The following is a 22,298-nucleotide window of genomic DNA, read 5'->3' as shown; positions in this document are numbered from 1 at the left end:
GACACGTCCTGTAACGTTCCGAGCACAACCGAAACGCCGTCGTCTTCGATCGGGAGAGCCGCAACATCGTCGTGAGACGATGCGGGCGGCGCCGAAGGAGCAACCACCCCGGAATCTCTCAGGCACCCGGACCGGTCGGAGCAGGCACGCTGGAAAGAGATCGGCTTCGCCGTCGATCCGCCGACGGGGATCAAACTCTCAGGCACGAACGACAGCGGGGGCCGACCCCTCCCGGAGGCCTGCGTGTCCACACCCATTGCCGAGCTGTTCGAACCCGACGAATTCGTCCGACGTCACATCGGACCGTCCGAGGCCGATCTGGCGCACATGTTGGAGACGATCGGCTCGTCGACCTCCGCCGAGCTGCTCGATGCGACACTCCCGGTCTCGATCCGTGCGACCGAACCCCTCGACCTCCCGGACGGCGTGCCCGAGCACGAGGCAATCGCCCGGCTGCGGGAGATCGCGAACCGCAACACCGTCGTGACCAGCCTGATCGGGATGGGCTACCACGCCACGATCACTCCCCCGGTGATCGCCCGCAACGTGCTGGAGAACCCGGCCTGGTACACCGCCTACACGCCGTATCAACCGGAGATCAGCCAGGGGCGACTCGAGGCGATCCTCAATTTCCAGACGCTGGTGACCGAACTCACCGGTCTCGACGTCGCGAATGCATCGCTGCTCGACGAGGCGACCGCAGCAGCCGAGGCCATGACCATGGCCCGCCGCCAGTCGAAGGTGAAGGGAGGAGCGTTCTTCGTGCACGAGGACGTTCACCCGCAGACGCTCGCCGTGCTGGAGACGCGCGCCGAGCCGGTCGGCATCGAACTCGTCATCGGCGACATCGGCGCCCTGTCCGACGACTCGGGCGTGTTCGGCGCGTTGTTCGGCCACCCGGGATCGAGCGGCAACGTGGTCGATTGGACGGACGAGATCGAACGGGTCCACGGCATGGGAGCGATTGCGATCGTCGTGACCGATCCCCTGGCGTGCGTTCTGGTGAAGTCGCCCGGTGCGATGAACGCCGACATCGCCGTGGGTTCGGCCCAACGCTTCGGCGTGCCGATGGGTTTCGGTGGGCCTCACGCCGCGTTCGTCGCGGCACGGGACAAGGCGGCGCGCGCGATGCCTGGTCGGATCGTCGGCGTGAGCGTCGACACGGCGGGTCGCCCCGCGCTCCGCCTCGCACTGCAGACCCGCGAACAGCACATTCGTCGGGAGAAGGCGACCTCCAACATCTGCACGGCACAGGTGTTGCTGGCGAACATCGCCGGCCTCTACGCGGCGTGGCACGGACGCTCCGGGCTCACCCGCATCGCCGAGCGAGTCCAGCGCCTGACATCGATCGCAGCGGCGGGTCTGACAGCCGGTGGTCTGACCGTCGAGAACGACACCTGGTTCGACACGCTCTCGGTCCGGGCGTCGGATCGAGACGCTGACACCCTCGTCGCCGACGCGCTTGCGGCGGGGTTCAACATCCGTCGGATCGACGACGGCACGGTCGGTCTCAGCTTCGATGAGACCACCACGCTGTCCACCGTCGAGCAGATCGTTGCCGCTCTCGACGGCCGGCCGATCGACCGCGACGAGTGCGACGAAGCCCGTGACGGGCTGCCCACCGAGCTCCGGCGGACGGACGATTTCCTCACGCAGTCGGTGTTCGATCGGTACCACTCCGAACACGAGATGCTCCGCTACCTGCGTCGGCTGAGCGACAAGGACCTCGCGCTCGATCGGACGATGATCCCGCTCGGTTCGTGCACGATGAAGCTGAACGCGACGAGCGAGATGCTGCCGATCACCTGGAGCGAGTTCGCCGACATCCACCCGTTCGCTCCCGATGACCAGGCAACGGGCTACCGCGACCTGATCCAGGATCTCGAGCATCGACTCGCCACGATCACCGGCTACGCGGCGGTCAGCGTGCAGCCGAATGCCGGGAGCCAGGGTGAGTTCGCCGGACTTCTCGCGATTCGCGCCTATCACCGAGCGAACGGTGACGATGAGCGGACGGTCTGCCTGATTCCGGAGAGTGCGCACGGCACGAATGCGGCGAGCGCGGTGATGGCGGGTCTCGACGTCGTCGTCACGAAGTGCGACGAGGGTGGCAATGTGGATGTCGCCGACGTCGAGGCGAAGATCGAGGAGTACGGCGACCGTCTCGCCGCGCTGATGATCACGTATCCGTCCACGCACGGCGTGTTCGAGAGTGACGTGACGCAGTTGTGCGCGATCGTGCACGATGCCGGCGGTCAGGTCTACGTCGACGGAGCAAATCTCAATGCCCTGGTCGGACTCGCCCGTCCGGGCCGTTTCGGGGCCGACGTCAGCCACCTGAATCTGCACAAGACGTTCTGCATTCCGCACGGAGGCGGTGGCCCCGGTGTCGGCCCGATCGGTGTCGGCGAGCACCTCGTTCCGTTCCTCCCGGGACACCCGCTCGACCCGAGTGCGGCGGTCGGCGCGGTGTCGGCGGCGCCGTTCGGCTCGGCGGGGATCCTCCCGATTCCATGGATGTACCTCGAGATGATGGGGAGCCCCGGGCTGACCCACGCCACGACCGTTGCGATCATCGCCGCGAACTACATCGCCGATCGTCTCGATCCCCACTTCCCCGTCCTCTACCGCGGTGAGAACGGTCGTGTCGCTCATGAGTGCATCATCGACCTCCGCCCGCTGACGAAGACGACCGGCGTCACCAACGACGACGTCGCGAAGCGGCTGATGGACTACGGATTCCATGCTCCGACGATGAGTTTCCCGGTCGCCGGGACGCTGATGATCGAGCCGACCGAGTCCGAGACACTGCGCGAGGTCGATCGCTTCGTCGATGCGATGATCGCGATCCGCGGCGAGATCGACCGGGTCGAATCCGGCGAGTGGAGCGTCGACGACAGCCCGCTCCGTCACGCGCCGCACACTGCGGAGGATCTGCTCGGTGAGTGGGATCGGCCGTACGCGCGGGACTTCGGTGCGTTCCCGGTCGACGGGTTGCGTGCCGCAAAGTACTTCCCGCCGGTGTCCCGGATCGACGGCGTCAGCGGCGACCGCAACCTCGTCTGCAGCTGTGAACCCCTGGAAGCACTTGCCATGGCCTGATGGCACCTCGTCTCATCGGTGAGAATGTCTCCGTGACGCTGCACGTACCGGACGCCGAACCATGGGTCCACCCGAGTCTCGAGGTCCGTGAGTCGGCGATTGCGGGTCACGGGTTGTTCGCCGGCGAGTTGCTTTCCGCTGGTGACCTCGTCATCCGGTTTGGTGGTCGGATCGTCAGCGATGTCGAACTCGCCGAAGCCTTCGCCGACGCAGATCGCAGTGGTCGATACGTCGACACATTTCATCTCGAGACCGACCGTCATCTCGTTCTTCCCCAAGGCTCGACCGCTCACTTCGGCAATCACAGCTGCGACCCCAACGTGTGGCTCGCGGGTCCGTTTGAGCTCATCGCGCGGCGCGAGATCCGACCCGACGAGGAAATCACCGTCGACTACGCGACGTTCTCGATCCTGCCGGACTTCATGATGACGTGCCATTGCGCATCGTCATCCTGTCGACGCCGAGTCAGCGGCAACGACTGGCAGCTGTCCGAACTTCAGGACCGATACGGCGAGCACTGGGCTCCGGTGGCATGGGGCCTCATCTCATCTCAGCGTCGAGCAACCGCACCCGACGACGACGGGGGGATCGTCGTGTGACACCGGCACATTTCTACGTACCTCCTCGCACGAGCGGTACGCGCTGCTCTCAGTCTGTGTGTTCCCGTCAACCGTCGGCCGGCGCCCGCCAGAAGAACTCGAGTTGGATGCTGTCCGGGTCGCGGAATGTGACCATCGAGTTGGCCGTGTAGTCGAACTCTTTGACACCCGAGTGCTCGACTCCCAATGCGTCGAGCCGAGCAGCCCACTCGGCGAGATCCTCACGTTGTGCGACGACGAACTCGAGATGGTCGAGTCCCGTCCCGGTCTCGTTGAACTCGTCACCGGGATTGTCCGCGTGACCAACGAGGCACAGCACGAGCTCACTGCTCGGCTCGCGGAGGCAGATGTAGCGCATGCGGCCGTCGTCCGAGGTGTGGTCGTAGGTCTCTTGCATACCCAGAAGCTCCGAATACCAAGCAGCGCTGCTCGCCGGGTCGCGAACTGAGAGCGTGATTTCAAGGCGACCGGTGATCGAGGGCACCACGACATTGTTCCAGCCGGGTCCCCGCCGATGTGGCACCTTCCTGAGCATCTGGCCGCTCTCGGTCGTGCCGTTCTCGTGCGGAGGTCGGCGCAACGCGTCGTGAGCTTTCTGGAGCGGCTCAGCTGGTCTGGCTGGACCGGATCCGAGCGTGTGAGCCCATGTCGCCCGGTGCGCCGCCGACGCCATGCAACTACGGAAGTGGTGTCCCCTGATGGAAGCGGAGGCGCCATCCCTCGGAGAGTTCCTGCCAGATGGAGACTCGCCGACAGCTCCGGTCGGGCTGGTGTGCGATGTAGGTCAGCATCCACGTGTCGGATGCGAGCTGCTGCAGGCATTGATCGGCGAGTGGAAGCCGAATCATGATCTCTTCGTCGACCCGTGTGTTCACGATCCGGTCGCGAGTCCACAAAGCACCGGAGCAGCCGTGCTCGACGAAGTCTGCGTGGAGGTGATGGTCGAACCAACGAGCATCACCGCGGTAGTCGTTCAACCACATGCGGCTCTCGAGCGGGCCGATGTGACCTGGCTCGGGTCGGCCCGGGCCGTACGACCAGACCGTCATCGGACGGAACTCGTCGCCAACCCGCTCCCACCTGTCGTACGTCGTCTCCTGCTCGAGACCCGCTCGCTGTGCCGTGCGGAGCGACGGGGCGTTGTCCGGGTCGATGTACGAGGTGAGCCGGTCGGCACCGAGGTCGGCGACCGCCCACTCCCGCGCCGCACGCAACGCGTTGGCTGCGTGTCCTCGCCCACGGTGCGACGGTGCGACCCAGTAGCCCACTTCGATCGCGCCGAGTTCCAGTGAGTTGCACGAAACGAAGAGGTTCCCAACCGCGTCGCCGGTGGCGCGGTCGACGATCGTGAGTGACCAGCCGCGCCCTGCGCGCGGGCGATCTTGCTGACGGCGGATGAACTCCCGCGCCTGGCGAACCGTGCAGTTGGCGGGAATGGTCGTGATGAGCGGGATGAGCGTGGCGGTCGAGGCGTCGAGCACCAGGCCGACGTCGTCCTCATCCGGAATCCGTAGCTCGACCCACTCCGACGACGGGAACTCGGCGACGTCAGGAAGCACCATCGCTCAGCCCACACGACTCGATCGATCCGTCTCCATCTGCTCATTCTCCCACTCGGCTTCGACCGCACGCCCCGAGGTTTCGAAGCGCCGGCCAGCGGGTGGTCGAAGGGCGAGATGTCAGCCACACCACCACCGGTTTGTCCTCGACGCCGCGACAATCCGTCGCTGGCCAGACGGGCACATCGATCAGACTGCATGGATGGTTCCACCGACGATTCGCGAGTTTCGAGAATCCGACCGGGCAGCGGTCGTCGAGCTGTGGACCGCGTGCGATCTGGTGCGTGCCCGGAACGATCCGGGTCTTCGTGGCGGCCCTCGATGATGCCGTCGTCGGCAGCGTCATGGCCGGCTACGACGGTCACCGTGGATGGATCAACTACCTCGCCGTCGCGCCGTCATGCCAGAGCGGCGGAATCGGCGCATTGCTGATGCGACATGCTGAACACCGCCTTCGCTCCGTCGGCTGCCCGAAGGTCAATCTCCAGGTCCGCACGACCAACGCGGCGGCCGCCGGCTTCTACCGCGCGATCGGTTTCCTCGAGGACGACGTGATCAGCTTCGGCAAACGCCTCGTCGACGACACAGCCGCCGAAGCGGACGGAGATCAGCGACCAGCGGTTGGCTGATCCTGCTCTGCGGCCTGGCAGGTTTCGGCAAGGCGACGCTGGCGAAAGAGTTCGAGTGAGGTTGCCCCTCGGTGATGGACACTGCCGTCGGAAGCTGTCGAGCTGTTCTTGACGAGTGAGCGGCGGCGATGTCGGGTGGCCGAGTCGCGGTCAGCCGTCGCTCGGACCCTGCGGGCCGGCCTGACTGTCGCATGGCGTTCCGAGGCCAAGCTGGATCGTTCGTTCCTGGTCGTCGCTGCGTACGACGAGGTCGGCGCAGAACGGTTCGGTCACCCAATAGCCGCCGGGCAACCCAACCCATTCGGCGGCGCCGTCGCAGTTCATCGCGACCGAGTGGGCGTGCGGAGCGGGTCCGCCCCATCTGATCGCCATTCGCGATCGTTGGTCGTCGGGAACGATGAGTTCGAATGACGAGTCCGTCTTCCAGATGAGGCCGGTCTTGGCGAAGTAGTACGTGCTCCCGTCTGATGCCGTGCGAGCACTGGTCTGCAGCGCGGGGTGATCGGGGCTCGACGGCAGGGCGACCGCGTCGTGCACGACTTCGAAGTCCTCGGGCGGACCATTCGTGCGTGTTCCGGTGCACTCCAGTTCGAGATCGGTCTCGACATCGAGTTCTCGAAGGAACCCCGCGTTCTCGGAGGCAGGGCGACTCGAGGGCGGGTCGACGGTTTCGGGCTGGGAGCTGCATGCGGCGAGGAGAGCCACGAAAACGGCGAACGAGCCCGTCAGGCCGGAACGTCGTCGAAACACGCCTTCCAGGATCGCGCAAGCGCTCGCCGGCCGGCGAGCGCTCGGCCCCGGACGAGCATTTGCCCGCGCACCGTCGGTTGCCGGTGTGAATCGGTGGCGACAGACGGGAAGCCGTGGACGTCGACGCTGGGAGCCGTCAGCCACCGGTCGCGATCACTCGCAACGCCGTCGGCGTGGGACCGCCGATGGCCCCGCGCCCCGCGGGTGGGAAGTAGCTTGGCCTCATGGCTGATTCCGACCCGTTGTCGCAGATGTTCAACCTGCTCGCCGCCCCGATTGCTGGTGCGGTGCAATCGGTCGAGCAGTTCCGCACCGGGGTCGACCAGTTCCAACGCGGGGTCGAGAACTTCAACCGCACGATGGAGAACCTGAACGAGACCTCCGAGCGGATCAACGTCCTGCTCGCCGAGGTGGAAGAGCCGTTGCGCGCCGCGGTCCCCCAGGTGACGCGCACGGTCAAGGCGGCCGACGACATGATGAAAGTCGTGTCCGGCCCGGCGATCGCCGTTGCTCCAGGGCTCCAGATGCTCGCCGAGACCCTCAACAATCCGGCAATGAAGCAGATGCCCGACCAACTCGCGCAGATGAACGCAGTGCTCGCCGAGGTCACCACACGACTCGCTCCCCTGGGTCAGTTGGCCGACACCGCCGGCGGACTGTTCGGCGGGTTGAAGATCCCCGGTTTCAGCGGTTCGTCTCGGCCTGCCACGCAACCCACAGCGACGACTGCGGCAGCGCCCGCCGACCCTGCTCCGTCCGAACCCGAACCGGAACCGGCGAAGAAGACACCCGCCAAGACGTCAGCCGCGAAGCGCTCAGCGCGCAAGTCGACGGCCGTGCGGAAGAAGGCGTCGGCGAAGAAGACCCCGGCCAAGAAGAAGTCGGCGACCAAGAAGAGCTCGTAGCGACCGCTACGAACTGCCGGTCAGCGTGACGTCGGCGGCGCCGGCACGCCCGATCGGGTCAGAGGTGCAGCCCGCACTCGGTCTTCTCGGTCCCGGCCCAGCGGCCGGAACGAGCCCCGTCGGTGGGCAGCGTGGTGCACGGTTCACAGCCGATCGAGTCGTAGCCCTGATCCAGCAGTGGATTCGTGATCACCCGTCGCTGCTCGATGTAGGCCAGACGGTCGGCCTCGCTCCACTGCGCGATCGGGCTGATTTTGGTGGCACCACGGCGGTCGACATCGATGATTCCGGCGTCGGCGCGTTCGGCTGTCTCGTACCGCTGCAGTCCGGTGATCCACGCATCCCGGCCGTGGAGCGCACGTTCGAGCATGTCGGGCTTCTCGGCGCAGCACTCCCCCGGTTCGACGTCGGCACGATACGGCCGGGTCGGCGTGATCCGCTCGACGCGGATGCCGTACCGGGCCTCGACGCGACGAACGGTTTCCAGCGTCTCCTCGAAGTGATAACCCGTGTCGAGGAAGACCACGGGGATGCGCCGGTCGACCCGCATCGCAAGGTCGGTCACCACGGAATCCTGCATCGACGACAACACGCACACTCGACCTTCGAACGCCGACCACGCCCACTCGATGGCCGCGGTCGCCGTTGCCGCGAGGACATCGACGTGAATACTCGACTGATCTGGTCGGGTTTGCATGATCGCAACCTAGCGGACAATACCTGACCGTCCAAGTCATGTTTCAGATCACTTGGGAACGAACGGCATCTCCACGACGGAACCGTCGAGTTCCTTGCCCCGGACGTCGACCGTGACAGGTCGCCCGATCCCGATCTCGGGCGGCACGAATGCCATCGCGATCCCGTGGCCGAGCACCGGCGAGAAGTTGCCGCTCGACACGACGCCGACATCGTCACCATCGACTCGCACGACGGACCCCTCCCGCGCCGGTCGCCGACCTTCGGTGGCGATCCCCACCAGGTGTCGGGTGACTCCTCGCTCGCGTTCGGCCACCGCGGCGTCACGACCGACGAAGGACGGTTTGTCCCAGGCGACGACCCAGTTCAGGCCCGCTTGCAGTGGGGTGATGCCGGGGCCCAACTCGTGTCCGTGGAGCGGAAGCCCGGCTTCGAGGCGCAACGTGTCCCGGGCACCGAGCCCGGCGGGAGTGATTCCTGCGACCATCAGTGCGTCCCAGAGTGGCCCCGCGGCATCGGCGGGAACGGCGATCTCGAGGCCGGGTTCGCCGGTGTACCCGGTGCCGCCGACCGTGCAGGGAGTCGATTCCCAGGTGCAGTGAGCGACACGGAACCGGCCGACCGCGCCCGCTTCCGGAAAGACGGTGGCGACGATCGCTCGGGCGTCCGGCCCCTGCACCGCGATGACGGCACGGGACGCCGTCGAGTCGACTCCACCGAGCGCGTCGACGACCCGCTCGGTGTTCGAAGCGTTCGGCATCACGTCGAAGACATCGGGCTCGTCGTCGGCTCGCGGATGCCACCACACGATGATGTCGTCGCGTACCGACCCGTCGTCGGCATCGAGCAGGTGCGTGTACTGCGCCCGACCGGGAGAGACCTTGCCCAGGTCGTTGGTGAGCGTCGACTGCAGCCGAGCGAACGCGTCGTCGCCTTCGACACGTATCGATCCGAGATGCGACACGTCGAACGCGGTGGCGGACGTACGACACGCCATGTGCTCGGCGATCGTGCCGGTCGGATACGAGATCGGCATCTCCCAACCGCCGAAGTCGACGAACTGCGCATCGAGCGCTCGGTGCTGGGCGACCAGTGGAGACTGGCGTGCGGTCATCCGATTCGGCGGACCGGTGCGGCGTCGTCGAGCGTGGCGTCCGCCGGATGCAGGTCGGCCTCGAGTTCACTCTTGACGCCGCCCATCGACAGCACGTTCAGCACGCCCTGTCCCCGTTGCAACACGTCGATGAGCTGGCCGTCGTCGTACAGGTTGACACTGCCACCGTCGATGACGATGTGGGCCGCGGCGATGTCGGTCGACACGTGTTCACGCAGGTAGTCGAATACCTTGCGCACCTGCTCGAGTTTGATCCCGGCATCGAGCAACTTCTTGATCGCCTTCAACTCGAGCAGGTCGTTGTACGAGTAGCGCCGGCGGCTTCCGCTCCCGGCAGCGTCGTTGAGCGATGGCCGGATCAGGTCGGTGCGCGCCCAGTAGTCGAGCTGACGGTAGGTGATCCCGACGACCTTCGCCGCTCGGGTACCGCTGAAACCGACATCGACCGAGGGTGCGGTGTCGTCGGTCGTAGGGAGATCGTGCTGTTGCGCCATCGTCTGCTTCGTTCTCGACGCCCCGCGCCGTTCGATCGAGGACACGGTCGTAGTTACGAGCGTGTGAGGGTTCGACACTACGCACCTGCGGCGCGTGCGTCAACCTTCACTTGAGGGTTCAGACGAAGTCTTCGGGATCGACGTTCTCGAGGAAGTCCTTGAACTCGTCGATGATCTCCGCAGCGTCCTCCTCGGGCTCCTCCGGCGGTTCCTGGCCGTGCTCGTCGAGCAACTCGTCACCGGCGAACAGGTCCGCTCCGCAGCGCACGGCCAGGGCGATCGCATCGGACGGTCGTGACGAGATGACCTTGTTGCCCTCGCCGGTGGTCAGGTGGAGTTCGGCGAAGAACGTGCGATCGCGGATCTCGGTGACCACGACCTTGTCCAGCGACGCCCCGAGTTCGTCGATGGTCGTCAGAAACAGGTCGTGCGTGAACGGACGCGGAGGCTCGATTCCTTCGAGCGCATAGTGGATCGCCGACGCCTCGGGGCTCCCGATGTAGATCGGCAGCAGCCGGTGGCGGCCCTCCTGCTCGCGCAACAACACCATGGGTGTGTTGGCGGGCACTTCGACCCGGACACCGACCAGTTCGACAGGGATCACGGTTCCGATGGTACCCCTTCGGAAGCGACCACGTCCGGCCGCGTTCGGCGATTCACGCGTTCGTGCGCGTCGGAGTCAGTGCTCGAGATGGCGACGCAGCAGCGTGCGCATCATCGCCCCGCGCAGCTGCCCACCCAGCGTCGCCAGTTCGGTGAGTTGCGCGACCGCGTGCTCGTTCGACTCCGGGTTGCGTTGGCGCAGCAACGGCTGGATCACCTGCTCGAACAGCCCGGCCTCACGGTCGGCGGCGACCTTCCAGCCCCGAATGTGTCGGGCATCGACGCCGAGGGTGAGAAACCGCTTCGCGATCCGCGCGATCTCGAGCGCGTCCTCGTCGAACGTGCCGTCGTCGGCCGGGACGATCACGCCATAGGACCGGACCTGCTCGAGCTGTTCGTTCGAGAGCCCCGACATCGAGCAGATCTCGGCAGCGTCGAGCACCACTCCTGACGGCAAGTGGAAGTCGCCGGTGTCGTCGCCCGCCTGCGGAGGGTGAGCCGCTCCCCCGCTCGAAACCGAGTGATTCGTGTTCGCATTCGATGCCGCGGCGGGATGACGCGACGCTCCGAGCGACCCGTCCACCGGAGTTCCCGCGGTCTGGTCGTCGGCAACGTTCACGAGGCCTGCGGGACGTTGAGTCTCGTTCGTCGGATCGATCTCGCCGGTGTCGAGACGATCCTTGATCACCTTGAGCGGCAGGAAGTTGTCCTTCTGCTCGCGCAGGATGCAACGCAGCAATTCGACGTCGGGTTCGTAGAACTTCCGGTAGCCCGAGGCCGTTCGTTCCGGTTCGATCAGACCCTGGCTCTCCAGGAATCGGATCTTCGAGATCGTGATGTCGGGAAACTCCTCGAGGAGCAGACCGAGCACTTCACCGATCGACAGGTGCGAACTCGTCGTGGCGGTGGACTCCTCAGGCATCGGTCCGCTCGAAGAAGACGAGGCGGAACTTGCCGACCTGCAGTTCGTCGCCATGCTTCAGGAGGATCCGATCGATGCGCTCCTGATTGACATAGGTGCCGTTCAGTGAACCGCCGTCGGTGGCGACATAGCCGTCGGGTGTCCGCTGGATGTCGACGTGGCGGCGCGACACGGTGATGTCGTCGAGGCTGATCTCGCTGTCGGGATGACGCCCCAGACGGGTCAGGTCGTTGTCCAGGTTGAACCGGTCGCCGGCCTGCTCGCCGGCGCGCACGATGAGCACCCCGGTTTCGCTCGGGAGGTCACCGACGGGGATCACCAAGTCGTCGTCGGTACCCGGTGCGTCCTGCAGCGGGTCGATCCGGGTGAGATTGATCGTGCGGTCGTCGAGTCGGTCGAGTGGCGAGCCGCAACTCGAACAGAACGCGCTTGTCGGCGGGTTCCGGTGGCCACACTGATTGCAGAAGACGTACTCGCTCATCTGGGTGCACTCAACCTTCCGTGAGGTCCCGGTAGGCGGCGGCGTCGAGCAGTGCGTCGTACTGCGACGGGTCGGACATCTCGATCCGACAGATCCATCCTTCGCCATACGGGTCGGTGTTCAGGAGTTCGGGCTGGTCCTCGAGCGCGGGGTTGGCTTCAGAGATCGTACCGCTGACCGGCGCGTAGATGTCGCTCACCGACTTCGTGCTCTCCACCTCGGTGAACGTGTCACTCGCCGCCAGGTCCTGGCCGACCTCGGGGAGTTCGACGAACACGACATCGCCGAGCGAGTCCTGCGCGTAGTCGGTGATTCCGATGGTGACGGTGTTGCCATCACGGGAGATCCACTCGTGATCGGAGGAGTACCGAAGTTCGTCAGGAATGTTCATGGGCCTTCAGTTCGGGTCGAGGTTGACGGTGAGGTCGAGTGATGCCCGGCGGCGATGCCCGCACGGATGAGTGGAATATAGGCGAAAGCCGTCCAGTAGCTGAGAACGAGTCCGGGAATGCCCAGCACCCAGGCCAGAACGGCGAAGAAATCCGCCTCCCACACGTCGGTCGAACCGATGAGAAAACTGGGCACCGCACCCATCAACATGAAGGTCGCGCACTTGCCGAGCCAGGTGACATCGAAGCGTTGCATTCCCAGGAACAGCGTCGAGAACGCGATCACCCCGCCCACGACGATCTCGCGAGCGAGCACGGCGACACCGAACCAGAGCGGCATCGAACCGTCGATGATGATCGCGGTGATCGCCACGATGAACAGGAGGCGGTCGACGGTCGGATCGAAGATCTTGCCGAACTCGCTCGTCTGGTCGAAGCGCCGGGCGATGTACCCGTCGACCCAATCGGTGCTCCCGAGGAGCGCGAGCAACCACGCCGCGCCGGCGGCATTGTCCTGGGAGAAGAGGAGCCACAGGAAGAGCGGAAGGCACAGGAGACGAATCAGGGTGAACAGGTTGGGGACCGACCAGATGCCGTCGAGGATCCCCTCGGCGGGTTCGTCCGTCGGCCCATCGACGGTCGTCTCCTCGGCGCTCACCGTTTCAGCGTACGCGGAGGGGTGTCGAGATGCGGCATGATCGGAGGTGATGAGCACCATCTTCACCAAGATCCTCGACGGCGAGATCCCCGGCACGTTCGTCCACCGAGACGAACGCTGCGCCGTGTTCATGTCGATCAATCCGATGGCGCCGGGTCACGCCCTGGTCGTGCCGGTTGCCGAGATCGAGCACTGGGTCGACGCGTCCCCCGACCTCGTCGCCCACCTCTTCGCGGTGTCCCACCGGATCGGACGCGCGCAGCAGCAGGCGTTCCCGTGCGAGAAGATCGGGATGATCATCGCCGGCTACGAGGTCCCGCACGCGCACATCCACCTCGTCCCCACCAACCACGAGAGCGAACTCAGTTTCGCGAACGCTGCGGCGTCGGTGGACCGGGATGATCTCGAAGCGTGGGCGGACGCGATCAGAACAGCGCTGAAGTCGCTGGACTGAGCGGATCGATCTCGTGAATCAGGTCGGCGCGGTTGTTGCTGACCTTGTTCACGTCGGTCGAGACCGGGTGCATGTCGAGCGAGGTGTCGCCGCTCATGTCGAACAGCGTCGACAGCGATTCGATGTCGTCGTTCGACGGATCGAGCCATTCCGACCAGCGTGACTGCGGGACGAGCACCGGCATGCGATCGTGCACAGGCGTCATCGTCGCGTTGGCGGCCGTGGTGACGACCGTTGCACTGTGGAGCCAGCGTACTGCGCCGTCCTCGTCCGGCTCGGCCTCGGTGTCCTTCCAGGCCGACCAGAGTCCGGCGACGGCGAGCGGCTCGTCGTCCTTGCGATGGATGAACATCGGCTGTTTCGCCGGTTTGCCCTTCGCGGTGACCGGGCCGCCCTCGACGCCGGCCCTCCATTCGTAGAAGCCGTCCATCGGCACGAGCAGACGCTTCTTCTTGAACAGCCCCTTGAACGCCGGCTTCTCGGCGAGCGTCTCCGACCGGGCGTTGATCATCCGTGACGCGATCTTGCGATCCTTCGCCCAGCTCGGGATCAGACCCCAGTGAAACGCTTCGAGCTGCGGAGTGCTCGTCGCGTCGCCGCTCTTCGGCATGACCACTCCGTACACATCGTGGGTCGGAGCCACGTTGAAGTTCTCACCCAGCGTCTCGACGGCGACGTCGGCCCCGAAGTACGCGGCGATCTGATCGGGCGGACTCGTGGCGACGAAGCGGCCGCACATGTCAGGTCGTCGCCGCGCTCTCGGCCACGATCGCACCGAGCGATCCGGCGAGGTCATCGATGGCCGACGGGCCGAGGCGATACCAGATCCAGCGCCCGCGTTTGTCACCTTCGACGAGGCCGGCTTCGGTGAGCACCTTGAGGTGGTGCGACACGGTCGGCTGAGACTTCCCGAGCGGTTCGACGAAATCGCAGGCACACACCTCGCCGCCGGGCGCGTGGGCGATGATCGACAGCACCTGGAGGCGGACCGGATCCGCCGCAGCGCTCAGTCGAGCCGCCAGCTCGTCGGCGGTGTTGCGGTCCATCCACCCGGTGCTGCCCGAGCAGCATGCCTCGGACCCGTCGATCGCCGTGGCGGTCTCCGTGGTGTCGCTGTCGTCGATCAGGTCGGAAGTCATATTGATGAATGTCGATGAGTCGTGCTACGGTGCGTCCTCTGTGTCCACCGTACCGCTCCGATCGCGCCGTCTGTCGACCCCGGTGATGAACCCCGCATCCGCATGAGCGCGCCGACCACGACGGACCTGCGAGCCGACACCGGACTCGGCGGTTTCGAGCGGTTCCTGACCCTTTGGGTCACCCTCGCGATCCTCGCGGGGATCGGCCTGGGACTCCTGGTACCCGGGGTCTTCGAACAGATCGCGGACCTCGAGGTCGCCCAGGTGAACCTCGTCGTGGCCGTCCTGATCTGGCTGATGATCTATCCGATGATGCTCAAGGTCGAGCCCGACTGTCTGAGCGATGTCCGCCACCAGCCGAAGGGTCTCTTCCTGACCCTCGGGATCAACTGGCTGGTCAAGCCCTTCACGATGGCCGCGCTGGCCTATGTGTTCTTCCGGTACGTGTTCTCCGAGTTCGTTCCCACGGCCGAAGCCGACGAGTACATCGCCGGGATGATCCTGCTCGGCGTCGCTCCCTGCACGGCCATGGTCTTCGTGTGGAGCCAGCTCACGAACGGCAGCGCCAACTACACACTCGCCCAGGTGTCGATCAACGATCTCATCCTGGTCTTCGCATTCGCTCCGATCGCCGGTCTGCTCCTCGGCGTCACCGATCTCACCGTTCCGTGGGCGACGCTCGTCGCGTCGGTCGCGATCTTCGTGGTGGTCCCGCTCGCTGCCGGCCTGTTCACCCGATCGTCGTTGATCCGTACGGGCGGACCGGCCGCCGTGGACGGGTTCGCGGCTCGGTTGAAGCCGACGTCGATCATCGGCTTGCTGTTGACCGTCGTCCTGTTGTTCGGATTCCAGGCCGAGACGATCATCGACCAGCCGGCGCGTGTCCTGATGATCGCGATCCCGCTGCTGATCCAGAGCTACGGCATCTTCGCGATCGGGTACGGCGCAGCCCGCTCCCTTCGGCTTCCGTTCGACATCGCGGCGCCTGCCGCGATGATCGGAACGTCGAACTTCTTCGAACTCGCCGTCGCCGTCGCGATCAGCCTCTACGGCCTCGGTTCCGGAGCGGCGCTCGCGACGGTGGTCGGCGTGCTCATCGAGGTTCCGGTGATGCTCTCGCTCGTCGCGTTCGCCAACCGGACCAAAGGCTGGTTCCCGGCATCCTCGGAGTCCACGGACGCCCGACCGGGCGCCGTCCCGGTCGAGTGACGCCCGGACTCGCGAGTGTCACCGCGATGGGATCATCCCGCTGACGCTGTGACGTCGAGTTCGAGCGTCGCGATGAGCGCCTCCACGCGGGCCCGGACGTTGTCACGAATCTCGCGCACCACCTCGAGCGGCTGATCGGTCGGATCGATGAGATCCCAGTCCTCGTAGCGCTTGCCCGGATAGATCGGGCACGCGTCGCCGCAGCCCATCGACACGATCACATCGGCTGCCCGGGCGATTTCGTCGGTCCACGGCTGCGGGAGTTCCGAGCCGATGTCGATTCCGACCTCGGCCATCGCTTGCGCGGCGGCACCATTGATCTCGATACCCGGGTCGGTCCCGCCCGAGAACACGTCGACCCGATCGCCGACGAGATGTCGAAGCCAGCCGGCTCCCATCTGCGAGCGTCCGGCGTTGTGGACGCAGAGGAACAGCACAGCCGGCTTGCCGAGCGTTCCGACCTCGAGTCGTGCCAGCGCCCGCAGCCGGTCCCGGGTGACGCGCTCGATCAGTAACGGCAGCCACATCGAGAACTTCGCTTTCGCCTGCAACAGTTCCTGCGAACTGTGCATGTAGCGCTCGATCGTCTCGGCGTTGAACGTGCCGTCGAACTCGTGGCGCAGGCGTTCCGCCCCCTGGCGCACGAGCAGGATCTGCTCGGTCGTCAACTCCACGCGTTCGGTGTTGTCCTCGGTCATGCTGTTTCTCCTCATGTCGTGACCGCGCCGTTGCGCATGTCGAGAGCGGGTGGATCGCTTCATGTCCACGACGACAGCATGACCATTCAATAATTCTTGAATCAACTGAGAGTGAGTGAATTCATCCGAGGTTCACCGACGGCCGGGCAGAAGCGGTCGCCGGCACGACGCCTGGCCGAAAACGACGAAAGTCCCGATCAGAAACATCTGACCAGGACCATCGGTCGTCGGGCTGACAGGATTTGAACCTGCGACCCCTTGTCCCCCAGACAAGTGCGCTACCAAGCTGCGCCACAGCCCGTGGCGGACGGAACTCTATCGGCCGACGCCGACCGAACCGCCGCTGAGTTCTTCAGATGCCATTGCCGCCGGGCTCGGTCACCATCAGGATGATCCGCCCCCGTCCGCACTGATGAACGGTCAGGCGAACAGCTGGATCAGACGCCACCCGAGATACGTCACGACCGCAACCACCATCAGCTTGAAATGCCACGGGGTCGACTCGTCGACCTCGCCACCCTCCTCGTGGGTGTGCTCCGCTCCTTCGCCCAACTGCAGGATCTCACCGCATTGCGGGCAGCTGCCGTCGGTGTTCACCGAGTTCGGTGTGTAGTACTTCGCGCAGTCCTCGCACCACGGCACGATCAGGACTTCTTTCGCACGCGCATCTTGATCGCGGTCGAGCCGAGACCGAACTCCTCCCGGATCGTTCGTTCGATGTACCGCATGTAGGTCGCAGGAATCTCGCGGTTGACGAACAGCGTGAACGTGGGCGGATCGGTCGCCCCCTGCACGGCGTAGAGGATCTTCGCACCCTTCGGGCCCGGTGCCCGCTGCTGTGCGGCGGCGATGATCTTGTTGATGTCCCGGGTCGGCACGCGGGTGTGGTACTGGGCGATCGATTCCTGCAGGTGCGGCAGCAGGCGGGACACGTTCTTCCCGGTGAGCGCCGAGATCTTCAGGATCGGCGCGTCGCCGACGAATGCCAGGCGTCGGTGCAGTTCGGCCATGCGATCGGGCCGCTCCTCGGCGGGCACGAGCTCCCACTTGTTGAGCACGAGCAGGATCGGGCACCCGGAGGCGTCGACACGCTCGGCGAGGCGCTGGTCCTGGCTGGTGACGCCCTCGGTCCCGTCGATCACGAGCAGCGCCACGTCGGCGTCGTCGATCGCGCGCAGCGCACGGACCATCGAGTAGTACTCGGCCGAGTCGTCGATCTTGCCCTTGCGACGCATCCCCGCGGTGTCGATGAACACCATCGGGCCGTCCTCGGTCTCGACGAGCGTGTCGATCGAGTCGCGGGTCGTGCCGGCCATGTCGTGGACAACGGCGCGCTCCTCCCCCACCAGACGGTTGAACAGCGTGCTCTTTCCGACGTTCGGGCGGCCGACGATGGCGATGCGCGGCGCCGCGACCTCGTCGTCGCCGTCCCAGTCGTCGCCGCGTTCGTACTCCGGGAAGTCCCGGTGCTGGCGGGCTTCTTCGGGGAAACGTGCGATCACCTCGTCGAGCAGGTCGCCGGCGCGGCGGCCGTGCAGCGCACTGACCGGAATCGGATCGCCGAGTCCCAGCGACAGGAACTCCCAACGGTCGGTCTCGCGTCGATCGTTGTCGGCCTTGTTCGCGATGACCATGACGTCGCGGCGCGTCCGTCGCAACCAGTTGGCGATCATCGAGTCGTCGTCGGTCAGCCCGACCGACGCATCGACCACGAACATGACCACATCGGCCCCGTCGACGGCTTCTTCGACCTGCTTGCTGACCTTGTCGTCGAGGGACGAACCGTCACCTGCCGGCATCCAGCCGCCGGTGTCGATCACGAGGAAGGGCACCTCGAGCCAGGATGCCTCGAGCACCTTGCGGTCCCGGGTGATACCCGGGCGGTCCTCGACGATCGCCTGCTGGCTCCCGATGATCCGGTTGAAGAGCGTGCTCTTGCCGACGTTGGGGCGGCCGATGATGACCACGGTCGGCAGTCCGCCGGTGTCGACTCCGGCGATGGTGTTCTCGGTCATTTCGATCCTTCCAGGGCGGCGCGCAGAGCGGCACCGTCGGTCGCGACGACCTCGACAGGTCGCGGCAGTTCATCGATGGACACGCCATCGAGAAATCGTCCGTCGTCGGACAGGCACACATCGGGCAGCAGGTACCGATGGCCCGCAGGCTGGTCAGCCAGGACCCTGGTGACGTCCTCACCCGTGATCAGCCCGGTGACCCCGGTGTTGCCACCGAAGAACTCGTTCTCGACCGCGAGTATCCGAACATCGGCGCGCCCGACGGATTCCACGAGCGGCCGGATCACGGGTGCACCCAATGTGCCGGTCAACACGCCGACCGACGCGGTGCGACGGGGCTTCAACGTGACGCCCTGCTGCACGGGTGCATCGATGTCGTGCGCCGATGAACACTTGTGGAGGCCCGTGTAGGCCGCGGGGTTGGGCGGGGCGTCGACCGAGGCGAAGAAGCCGCGTTGGACGCCGGTGACGGAGTCGGTGTGGCCGTGGAACTCGGCCTCGAACGTGCGCGCCATGCCGATGCCGTCCTCGTGCATGTGGAAGCCGTCGTAGCGCTCGGCGTCCGGGAACGGGCGCTCGGCCATCAGGTAGTACTCGTCGGCGGCGTACACCATTCGCTTGCCGAGTGCGGCCTGGAACACGTCCTGCCAGTCGGCAATCGTGTCGACGACGTCCTGCGCCTCCTGCAGCGAATGGAAACGCATCGCATCCTCACGGTTGAATTTCGAGATGCCGAGCGGAACCACGGCGACCGAATCGAGTTCGGGATATCGGTCGAGGATGCCGGCCATCGTGTCGTCCAGGATCGCGCCGTCGTTGACGCCGGGACACACCACGATCTGGCCCTTCACCACGATGTCGTGGTCGAGCAACGCCCGCAGCCAACGCAGACTCATCGCACCCCGCGGGTTCTTCAACATCTCACTGCGCACGTCCGGATCGGTGGAGTGGATGCTCACGTGCAGTGGCGACAGTCGTTCGGTCACCACCCGTTCCAGGTCGGCCTCGGTGAAGCGCGTCAGCGTCGTGAAGTTGCCGTACAGGAACGACAGCCGGTAGTCGTCGTCCTTCAGGTACAGCGACCTCCGCATCCCCTTCGGCAACTGGTAGATGAAACAGAACTCGCAGTGGTTGTCGCACGTGCGGACGCGATCGAACACGGCGCTCGAGATCTCGATCCCGAGAGGTGCCCCCTCGGGCTTGTCGACCGACATCGCGAAGTCCAGTCCGCCGCGCGAGACATCGAGTTCGACCTCGGCCTCATCGGTGGCCATCTGCCATTCGATGATGTCCCGCGGCATGTCGCCGTTGACCCCCACGATCTCGTCACCTGGCAGCACCCCGACGTCGTCGGCCGGCGATCCGGGCGCGACCGACACCACCAGCGGTGCAAGTGATCGGGAGAGGGTCTGGGACATAGCCGCTCCACGCTACCGCCGCGGTCGAGTCGGTAGATTGGGGTCCAGATGAGCACCGACGACCCGTCACCGACCGGATCCCCCACTGGATCGAGCGTCGAGCAGGTACTGCTCGCCGAGCCCCGCGGATTCTGCGCCGGCGTCGAAATGGCGATCAAGGCCCTGGCCTGGATGGTGCGCTCGTTCCCGGCTCCCGTGTACTGCTACCACGAGATCGTCCACAACAAGCTGGTCGTCAAGCGGTTCGAGGACCAGGGCGTGATCTTCGTCGACGACATCGACGAGGTCCCGTCCGGCAGCCCGATCATGCTCTCGGCACACGGCTCCGCTCCGGAGGTGGTCGAAGCCGCTCGGGCCCGCGGTTCCTACGTGGTCGACTCGGTGTGTCCGCTCGTCACCAAGGTGCACCACGAGGTGAAGGTGCGGGCCGGAAAGGGTTTCCGCATCGTGTACGTCGGCCACGAGGGTCACGAGGAAGCGGTCGGAACGATGGCGGTCGCCCCGGACTCGATCGACCGGGTCGAGTCCGTCGCCGAGGTGGAGGCGCTTCCCCCGACCGATCAGCCCGTCGCTCTCCTGGCCCAGACCACCCTGTCGCACCGTGATTGGAACGGTGTGGCCGTGGCCGTGAAGGACCGCTTCCCCGACGTGTGGACGCCCGGCCGCAGTGACCTCTGCTTCGCCACCACCAATCGGCAAGCGGCGATCGAGGAGCTGGCCCGACGCTGCGACGCAATCGTCGTCATCGGATCCGCGAACTCATCGAACACGCTCGCTCTGGAGCGGCTCGCTCATGCTGAAGGCTGTGAACAGGTGTACCGCGTCAACTCGGTCGACGAACTCCCGGCCGGGATCTCCGGCGTGGTCGGTGTCACGGCCGGGGCCTCCGCCCCCGAGGAGCTCGTCGATGCGGTCGTCGAGTTCCTCGACCCCGCGAAGGGCGTGGAACTGGTCATCGTCACCGACGAGGACGAGTACTTCCCACCGCCGCGCAACATCCGTGAACTGCAGGCGGCGATCGAGGATGCGGCGACGGTGCTGCTCGGTGGGAGCCTGCTCGACCGTCCGGGGATGGACGACCGGAACCTCGGTGCCAGCGAGGTCCTGGCGAACCTGACGACCTGAACAGATCCCTCGATCAGTTGCGCGGGATCTCGCTCCACGGAACGTCACGATCGACGCGCACGTCACCCGGAAGGCCGAGCACCCGCTCGCCCAGGATGTTGCGCATCACCTCGGACGTGCCACCCTCGATCGAGTTGGCGCGCACGCGCAGGAACGCCTTCTGTGGCGTGTCCGATCCCATCGCGGTCTCGGGACGGATCATCTCGTAGCTCCCGTAGAGCATTCCCTCGGGGCCCATCAGGTCGATCACCAGCTCGTAGATCTCCTTGTTGAGGTCCGCCGAGGCCATCTTGCCGATCGACCCCTCTGGTCCGGGGTCGCCCATCTTGCGGTTCTGGCTGGCGCGAATGTTGGTCAGACGAGCCACCTCGGCGCGTGACCACAGCGCCATCACCGCGTCCTTCGTCGCCGGGGACTTCAGGCTCTCGTCGGCGCTCTGCCAGGTTCGCACGAGCTCGGCAATCATCCCGGTGCCCTTCTGCGGAATGGCGCCGCCGATCGAGACGCGCTCGTTCATCAGCGTCGTCATCGACACGCGCCAGCCGTCGCCCGGGCTACCGAGCATCTCCGACGTCGGGATCCGGGTGTCGGAGAAGAACACCTCGTTGAACTCGGCTTCGCCCGTCATCTGGCGCAGCGGGCGGATCTCGACGGTCGGGTCCTCCATGTCGACCACGAACGCCGTCAGACCGGCGTGTTTGACGGCCTGGGAATCGGTCCGCACGACGAGCAGGCCCCACTTCGAGAGGTGTGCGAGGGTCGTCCAGACCTTCTGCCCGTTGCAGATCCATTCGTCACCGTCGCGCACGCCGGACGACGAGAGCCCGGCGAAGTCCGACCCCGATCCGGGCTCGGAGAACAGCTGACACCAGATCTCCTCGCCGGTGAACAACGGGCGGAGGTAGCGAGCCTTCTGCTCGTCGCTCCCCCACGCCACCACGGTCGGACCGCACATGCCGTGACCGATCGGGTTCCGGTGCATCGCGTTCGGTCCACCGGCGGCGAACACCCGCTCGTTCACCAGTCGCTGCAGCTTCGGCGTGAGGCCGAGACCGCCATGCCCCTCGGGAAAATGGATCCACGCGAGGCCGCGGTCGAACTGGGCACCCAGGAAGTCGACGGTCGAGGTCTCGGCCGGTGGGAAGTTCTCGAGCAGGTCGTCGATCAGCGCATTGACCCGCTGCTCGTCGGCGGACATGTCGGTCGCGGTCTCGGTGACGGTCATGTCCGCGAACGTATCCGCCCCGCCTTCCACCCACCGAACCCGCAACCGCGAACCATCCGGTGTCAGACACCCGATGGCTCACGGTGCCATCCGGTGTCTGACACCGGATGGTTC

General features: G+C 65.8%; 25 protein-coding genes, 1 tRNA gene and 2 riboswitches. Of the genes, 7 read left to right on the top strand and 19 right to left on the bottom strand.

Annotation, left to right across the window (positions count from 1 at the left end; translation table 11 throughout):
- Positions 1–40 precede the first annotated feature (40 nt).
- Positions 41–144: riboswitch (glycine riboswitch) on the top strand.
- Position 145: 1 nt separating this feature from the next.
- A riboswitch (glycine riboswitch) is annotated at positions 146–219 on the top strand.
- 24 nt (positions 220–243) lie between these two features.
- Both gcvP and ON45_RS04230 read left to right on the top strand, forming a co-directional pair.
- Positions 244–3,102, top strand: coding sequence for an aminomethyl-transferring glycine dehydrogenase (gcvP, locus tag ON45_RS04235; RefSeq protein ID WP_051062427.1), 2,859 nt, complete (start codon positions 244–246; stop codon positions 3,100–3,102).
- 32 nt (positions 3,103–3,134) lie between these two features.
- A complete protein-coding gene (locus ON45_RS04230) occupies positions 3,135–3,701 on the top strand; it encodes an SET domain-containing protein (RefSeq protein WP_040492203.1) in 567 nt (188 codons plus the stop codon).
- A 67-nt stretch (positions 3,702–3,768) separates the two neighbouring features.
- On the opposite strand, the gene ON45_RS22065 is transcribed toward ON45_RS04230, so the two are convergent.
- Complete coding sequence (locus tag ON45_RS22065) at positions 3,769–4,236, bottom strand: VOC family protein (protein ID WP_277619159.1); 468 nt, start codon at positions 4,234–4,236, stop codon at positions 3,769–3,771.
- 142 nt (positions 4,237–4,378) lie between these two features.
- Complete coding sequence (locus ON45_RS21020) at positions 4,379–5,263, bottom strand: GNAT family N-acetyltransferase (RefSeq protein WP_051062425.1); 885 nt, start codon at positions 5,261–5,263, stop codon at positions 4,379–4,381.
- Between the two features lie 281 nt (positions 5,264–5,544).
- Here ON45_RS21020 and ON45_RS04215 point away from each other — a divergent pair, with 281 nt between their 5' ends.
- Positions 5,545–5,889 carry a GNAT family acetyltransferase gene (locus tag ON45_RS04215; RefSeq protein WP_206537644.1) on the top strand — a complete coding sequence of 115 codons (345 nt, stop codon included), beginning with the start codon at positions 5,545–5,547 and terminating at the stop codon, positions 5,887–5,889.
- A 150-nt stretch (positions 5,890–6,039) separates the two neighbouring features.
- Here the strand turns inward: ON45_RS04215 and ON45_RS04210 are convergent, their stop codons facing one another.
- The gene (locus ON45_RS04210; RefSeq protein ID WP_040492202.1) at positions 6,040–6,639 is read right to left on the bottom strand and encodes a hypothetical protein; all 600 of its coding nucleotides are present in this window, start codon (positions 6,637–6,639) and stop codon (positions 6,040–6,042) included.
- Positions 6,640–6,863: 224 nt separating this feature from the next.
- On the opposite strand from ON45_RS04210, the gene ON45_RS21015 reads away from it, so the two are divergent.
- Entirely contained in the window at positions 6,864–7,544 is a 681-nt protein-coding gene (locus tag ON45_RS21015; RefSeq protein WP_148288519.1) for a hypothetical protein, read from the top strand.
- A gap of 58 nt (positions 7,545–7,602) precedes the next feature.
- Here the strand turns inward: ON45_RS21015 and ON45_RS04200 are convergent, their stop codons facing one another.
- The 8 genes from ON45_RS04200 to ON45_RS21010 all read right to left on the bottom strand — a co-directional run bounded on the left by ON45_RS04200 (position 7,603) and on the right by ON45_RS21010 (position 12,901).
- A complete protein-coding gene (locus ON45_RS04200) occupies positions 7,603–8,241 on the bottom strand; it encodes a phosphoadenylyl-sulfate reductase (RefSeq protein ID WP_051062423.1) in 639 nt (212 codons plus the stop codon).
- A gap of 48 nt (positions 8,242–8,289) precedes the next feature.
- Positions 8,290–9,354: a glycine cleavage system aminomethyltransferase GcvT gene (gcvT, locus tag ON45_RS04195; protein ID WP_040492200.1), complete on the bottom strand. Its 1,065-nt coding sequence runs from the start codon at positions 9,352–9,354 to the stop codon at positions 8,290–8,292.
- On the bottom strand, positions 9,351–9,848 hold the full coding sequence (locus ON45_RS04190) for a MerR family transcriptional regulator (protein ID WP_051062432.1): 498 nt from the start codon (positions 9,846–9,848) through the stop codon (positions 9,351–9,353). Before ON45_RS04190 ends, gcvT begins: the two co-directional genes overlap by 4 nt.
- Positions 9,849–9,966: 118 nt before the next feature.
- Positions 9,967–10,452 carry a bifunctional nuclease family protein gene (locus ON45_RS04185; protein ID WP_051062422.1) on the bottom strand — a complete coding sequence of 162 codons (486 nt, stop codon included), beginning with the start codon at positions 10,450–10,452 and terminating at the stop codon, positions 9,967–9,969.
- A gap of 75 nt (positions 10,453–10,527) precedes the next feature.
- A complete protein-coding gene (gene ftsR / locus ON45_RS04180) occupies positions 10,528–11,373 on the bottom strand; it encodes a transcriptional regulator FtsR (protein ID WP_051062421.1) in 846 nt (281 codons plus the stop codon).
- Positions 11,366–11,854: a double zinc ribbon and FHA domain-containing protein gene (locus ON45_RS04175; RefSeq protein WP_040492197.1), complete on the bottom strand. Its 489-nt coding sequence runs from the start codon at positions 11,852–11,854 to the stop codon at positions 11,366–11,368. The genes ftsR and ON45_RS04175 overlap by 8 nt, the downstream gene beginning before the upstream one ends.
- A gap of 10 nt (positions 11,855–11,864) precedes the next feature.
- The gene (gcvH, locus tag ON45_RS04170; RefSeq protein WP_040492196.1) at positions 11,865–12,245 is read right to left on the bottom strand and encodes a glycine cleavage system protein GcvH; all 381 of its coding nucleotides are present in this window, start codon (positions 12,243–12,245) and stop codon (positions 11,865–11,867) included.
- Positions 12,242–12,901, bottom strand: coding sequence for a CDP-alcohol phosphatidyltransferase family protein (locus ON45_RS21010; RefSeq protein ID WP_051062420.1), 660 nt, complete (start codon positions 12,899–12,901; stop codon positions 12,242–12,244). The genes gcvH and ON45_RS21010 overlap by 4 nt, the downstream gene beginning before the upstream one ends.
- A gap of 49 nt (positions 12,902–12,950) precedes the next feature.
- Here ON45_RS21010 and ON45_RS04160 point away from each other — a divergent pair, with 49 nt between their 5' ends.
- Positions 12,951–13,355: an HIT family protein gene (locus ON45_RS04160; RefSeq protein WP_040492194.1), complete on the top strand. Its 405-nt coding sequence runs from the start codon at positions 12,951–12,953 to the stop codon at positions 13,353–13,355.
- Here ON45_RS04160 and ON45_RS04155 read toward each other — a convergent pair.
- Together ON45_RS04155 and ON45_RS04150 are read right to left on the bottom strand one after the other, a co-directional pair.
- Positions 13,327–14,094, bottom strand: a complete 768-nt coding sequence (locus ON45_RS04155) for an SOS response-associated peptidase (RefSeq protein WP_040492193.1) — start codon at positions 14,092–14,094, stop codon at positions 13,327–13,329. The genes ON45_RS04160 and ON45_RS04155 overlap by 29 nt on opposite strands.
- A gap of 1 nt (position 14,095) precedes the next feature.
- Complete coding sequence (locus ON45_RS04150; RefSeq protein WP_083914277.1) at positions 14,096–14,494, bottom strand: ArsR/SmtB family transcription factor; 399 nt, start codon at positions 14,492–14,494, stop codon at positions 14,096–14,098.
- 102 nt (positions 14,495–14,596) lie between these two features.
- Between ON45_RS04150 and arsB the strand changes: the two genes are divergently transcribed.
- Positions 14,597–15,703, top strand: coding sequence for an ACR3 family arsenite efflux transporter (arsB, locus tag ON45_RS04145; protein WP_051062419.1), 1,107 nt, complete (start codon positions 14,597–14,599; stop codon positions 15,701–15,703).
- Positions 15,704–15,735: 32 nt separating this feature from the next.
- Here the strand turns inward: arsB and ON45_RS04140 are convergent, their stop codons facing one another.
- The 5 genes from ON45_RS04140 to ON45_RS04120 form a co-directional block, all read right to left on the bottom strand.
- Positions 15,736–16,401 (bottom strand): arsenate reductase ArsC, encoded by a 666-nt coding sequence (locus ON45_RS04140; RefSeq protein WP_040492192.1) that lies wholly within the window; start codon positions 16,399–16,401, stop codon positions 15,736–15,738.
- Positions 16,402–16,628: 227 nt separating this feature from the next.
- A tRNA-Pro gene (locus tag ON45_RS04135) sits at positions 16,629–16,702 on the bottom strand.
- A 119-nt stretch (positions 16,703–16,821) separates the two neighbouring features.
- The gene (locus tag ON45_RS04130; protein WP_040492191.1) at positions 16,822–17,043 is read right to left on the bottom strand and encodes a hypothetical protein; all 222 of its coding nucleotides are present in this window, start codon (positions 17,041–17,043) and stop codon (positions 16,822–16,824) included.
- A 2-nt stretch (positions 17,044–17,045) separates the two neighbouring features.
- On the bottom strand, positions 17,046–18,416 hold the full coding sequence (gene der / locus ON45_RS04125) for a ribosome biogenesis GTPase Der (RefSeq protein WP_040492190.1): 1,371 nt from the start codon (positions 18,414–18,416) through the stop codon (positions 17,046–17,048).
- Positions 18,413–19,834: a radical SAM protein gene (locus ON45_RS04120; RefSeq protein ID WP_040492189.1), complete on the bottom strand. Its 1,422-nt coding sequence runs from the start codon at positions 19,832–19,834 to the stop codon at positions 18,413–18,415. The genes der and ON45_RS04120 overlap by 4 nt, the downstream gene beginning before the upstream one ends.
- A 48-nt stretch (positions 19,835–19,882) precedes the next feature.
- Here ON45_RS04120 and ispH point away from each other — a divergent pair, with 48 nt between their 5' ends.
- Positions 19,883–20,959: a 4-hydroxy-3-methylbut-2-enyl diphosphate reductase gene (gene ispH / locus ON45_RS04115; protein WP_051062418.1), complete on the top strand. Its 1,077-nt coding sequence runs from the start codon at positions 19,883–19,885 to the stop codon at positions 20,957–20,959.
- 13 nt (positions 20,960–20,972) lie between these two features.
- Here the strand turns inward: ispH and ON45_RS04110 are convergent, their stop codons facing one another.
- Positions 20,973–22,184, bottom strand: coding sequence for an acyl-CoA dehydrogenase family protein (locus ON45_RS04110; RefSeq protein ID WP_083914274.1), 1,212 nt, complete (start codon positions 22,182–22,184; stop codon positions 20,973–20,975).
- Positions 22,185–22,298 lie beyond the last annotated feature (114 nt).

Source organism: Ilumatobacter nonamiensis YM16-303, assembly GCF_000350145.1.
Lineage (GTDB): Bacteria > Actinomycetota > Acidimicrobiia > Acidimicrobiales > Ilumatobacteraceae > Ilumatobacter_A > Ilumatobacter_A nonamiensis.
Note: the sequence above shows the minus strand (reverse complement) of the source record. Positions and strands in the feature narration are given on the sequence as shown.

Bases quoted from the DNA above. Each gene is read 5' to 3' on its own strand.
- ON45_RS22065 (WP_277619159.1), bottom strand. From the start codon at position 4,236: ATGCTCAGGAAGGTGCCACATCGGCGGGGACCCGGCTGGAACAATGTC.
- ON45_RS21020 (WP_051062425.1), bottom strand. From the start codon at position 5,263: ATGGTGCTTCCTGACGTCGCCGAGTTCCCGTCGTCGGAGTGGGTCGAG.
- ON45_RS21015 (WP_148288519.1), top strand. From the start codon at position 6,864: ATGGCTGATTCCGACCCGTTGTCGCAGATGTTCAACCTGCTCGCCGCC.
- ON45_RS04200 (WP_051062423.1), bottom strand. From the start codon at position 8,241: ATGCAAACCCGACCAGATCAGTCGAGTATTCACGTCGATGTCCTCGCG.
- gcvT (WP_040492200.1), bottom strand. From the start codon at position 9,354: ATGACCGCACGCCAGTCTCCACTGGTCGCCCAGCACCGAGCGCTCGAT.
- ON45_RS04190 (WP_051062432.1), bottom strand. From the start codon at position 9,848: ATGGCGCAACAGCACGATCTCCCTACGACCGACGACACCGCACCCTCG.
- ftsR (WP_051062421.1), bottom strand. From the start codon at position 11,373: ATGCCTGAGGAGTCCACCGCCACGACGAGTTCGCACCTGTCGATCGGT.
- ON45_RS04175 (WP_040492197.1), bottom strand. From the start codon at position 11,854: ATGAGCGAGTACGTCTTCTGCAATCAGTGTGGCCACCGGAACCCGCCG.
- gcvH (WP_040492196.1), bottom strand. From the start codon at position 12,245: ATGAACATTCCTGACGAACTTCGGTACTCCTCCGATCACGAGTGGATC.
- ON45_RS04160 (WP_040492194.1), top strand. From the start codon at position 12,951: ATGAGCACCATCTTCACCAAGATCCTCGACGGCGAGATCCCCGGCACG.
- ON45_RS04155 (WP_040492193.1), bottom strand. From the start codon at position 14,094: ATGTGCGGCCGCTTCGTCGCCACGAGTCCGCCCGATCAGATCGCCGCG.
- ON45_RS04150 (WP_083914277.1), bottom strand. From the start codon at position 14,494: ATGACTTCCGACCTGATCGACGACAGCGACACCACGGAGACCGCCACG.
- arsB (WP_051062419.1), top strand. From the start codon at position 14,597: ATGAGCGCGCCGACCACGACGGACCTGCGAGCCGACACCGGACTCGGC.
- ON45_RS04140 (WP_040492192.1), bottom strand. From the start codon at position 16,401: ATGACCGAGGACAACACCGAACGCGTGGAGTTGACGACCGAGCAGATC.
- der (WP_040492190.1), bottom strand. From the start codon at position 18,416: ATGACCGAGAACACCATCGCCGGAGTCGACACCGGCGGACTGCCGACC.
- ON45_RS04120 (WP_040492189.1), bottom strand. From the start codon at position 19,834: ATGTCCCAGACCCTCTCCCGATCACTTGCACCGCTGGTGGTGTCGGTC.
- ispH (WP_051062418.1), top strand. From the start codon at position 19,883: ATGAGCACCGACGACCCGTCACCGACCGGATCCCCCACTGGATCGAGC.
- ON45_RS04110 (WP_083914274.1), bottom strand. From the start codon at position 22,184: ATGACCGTCACCGAGACCGCGACCGACATGTCCGCCGACGAGCAGCGG.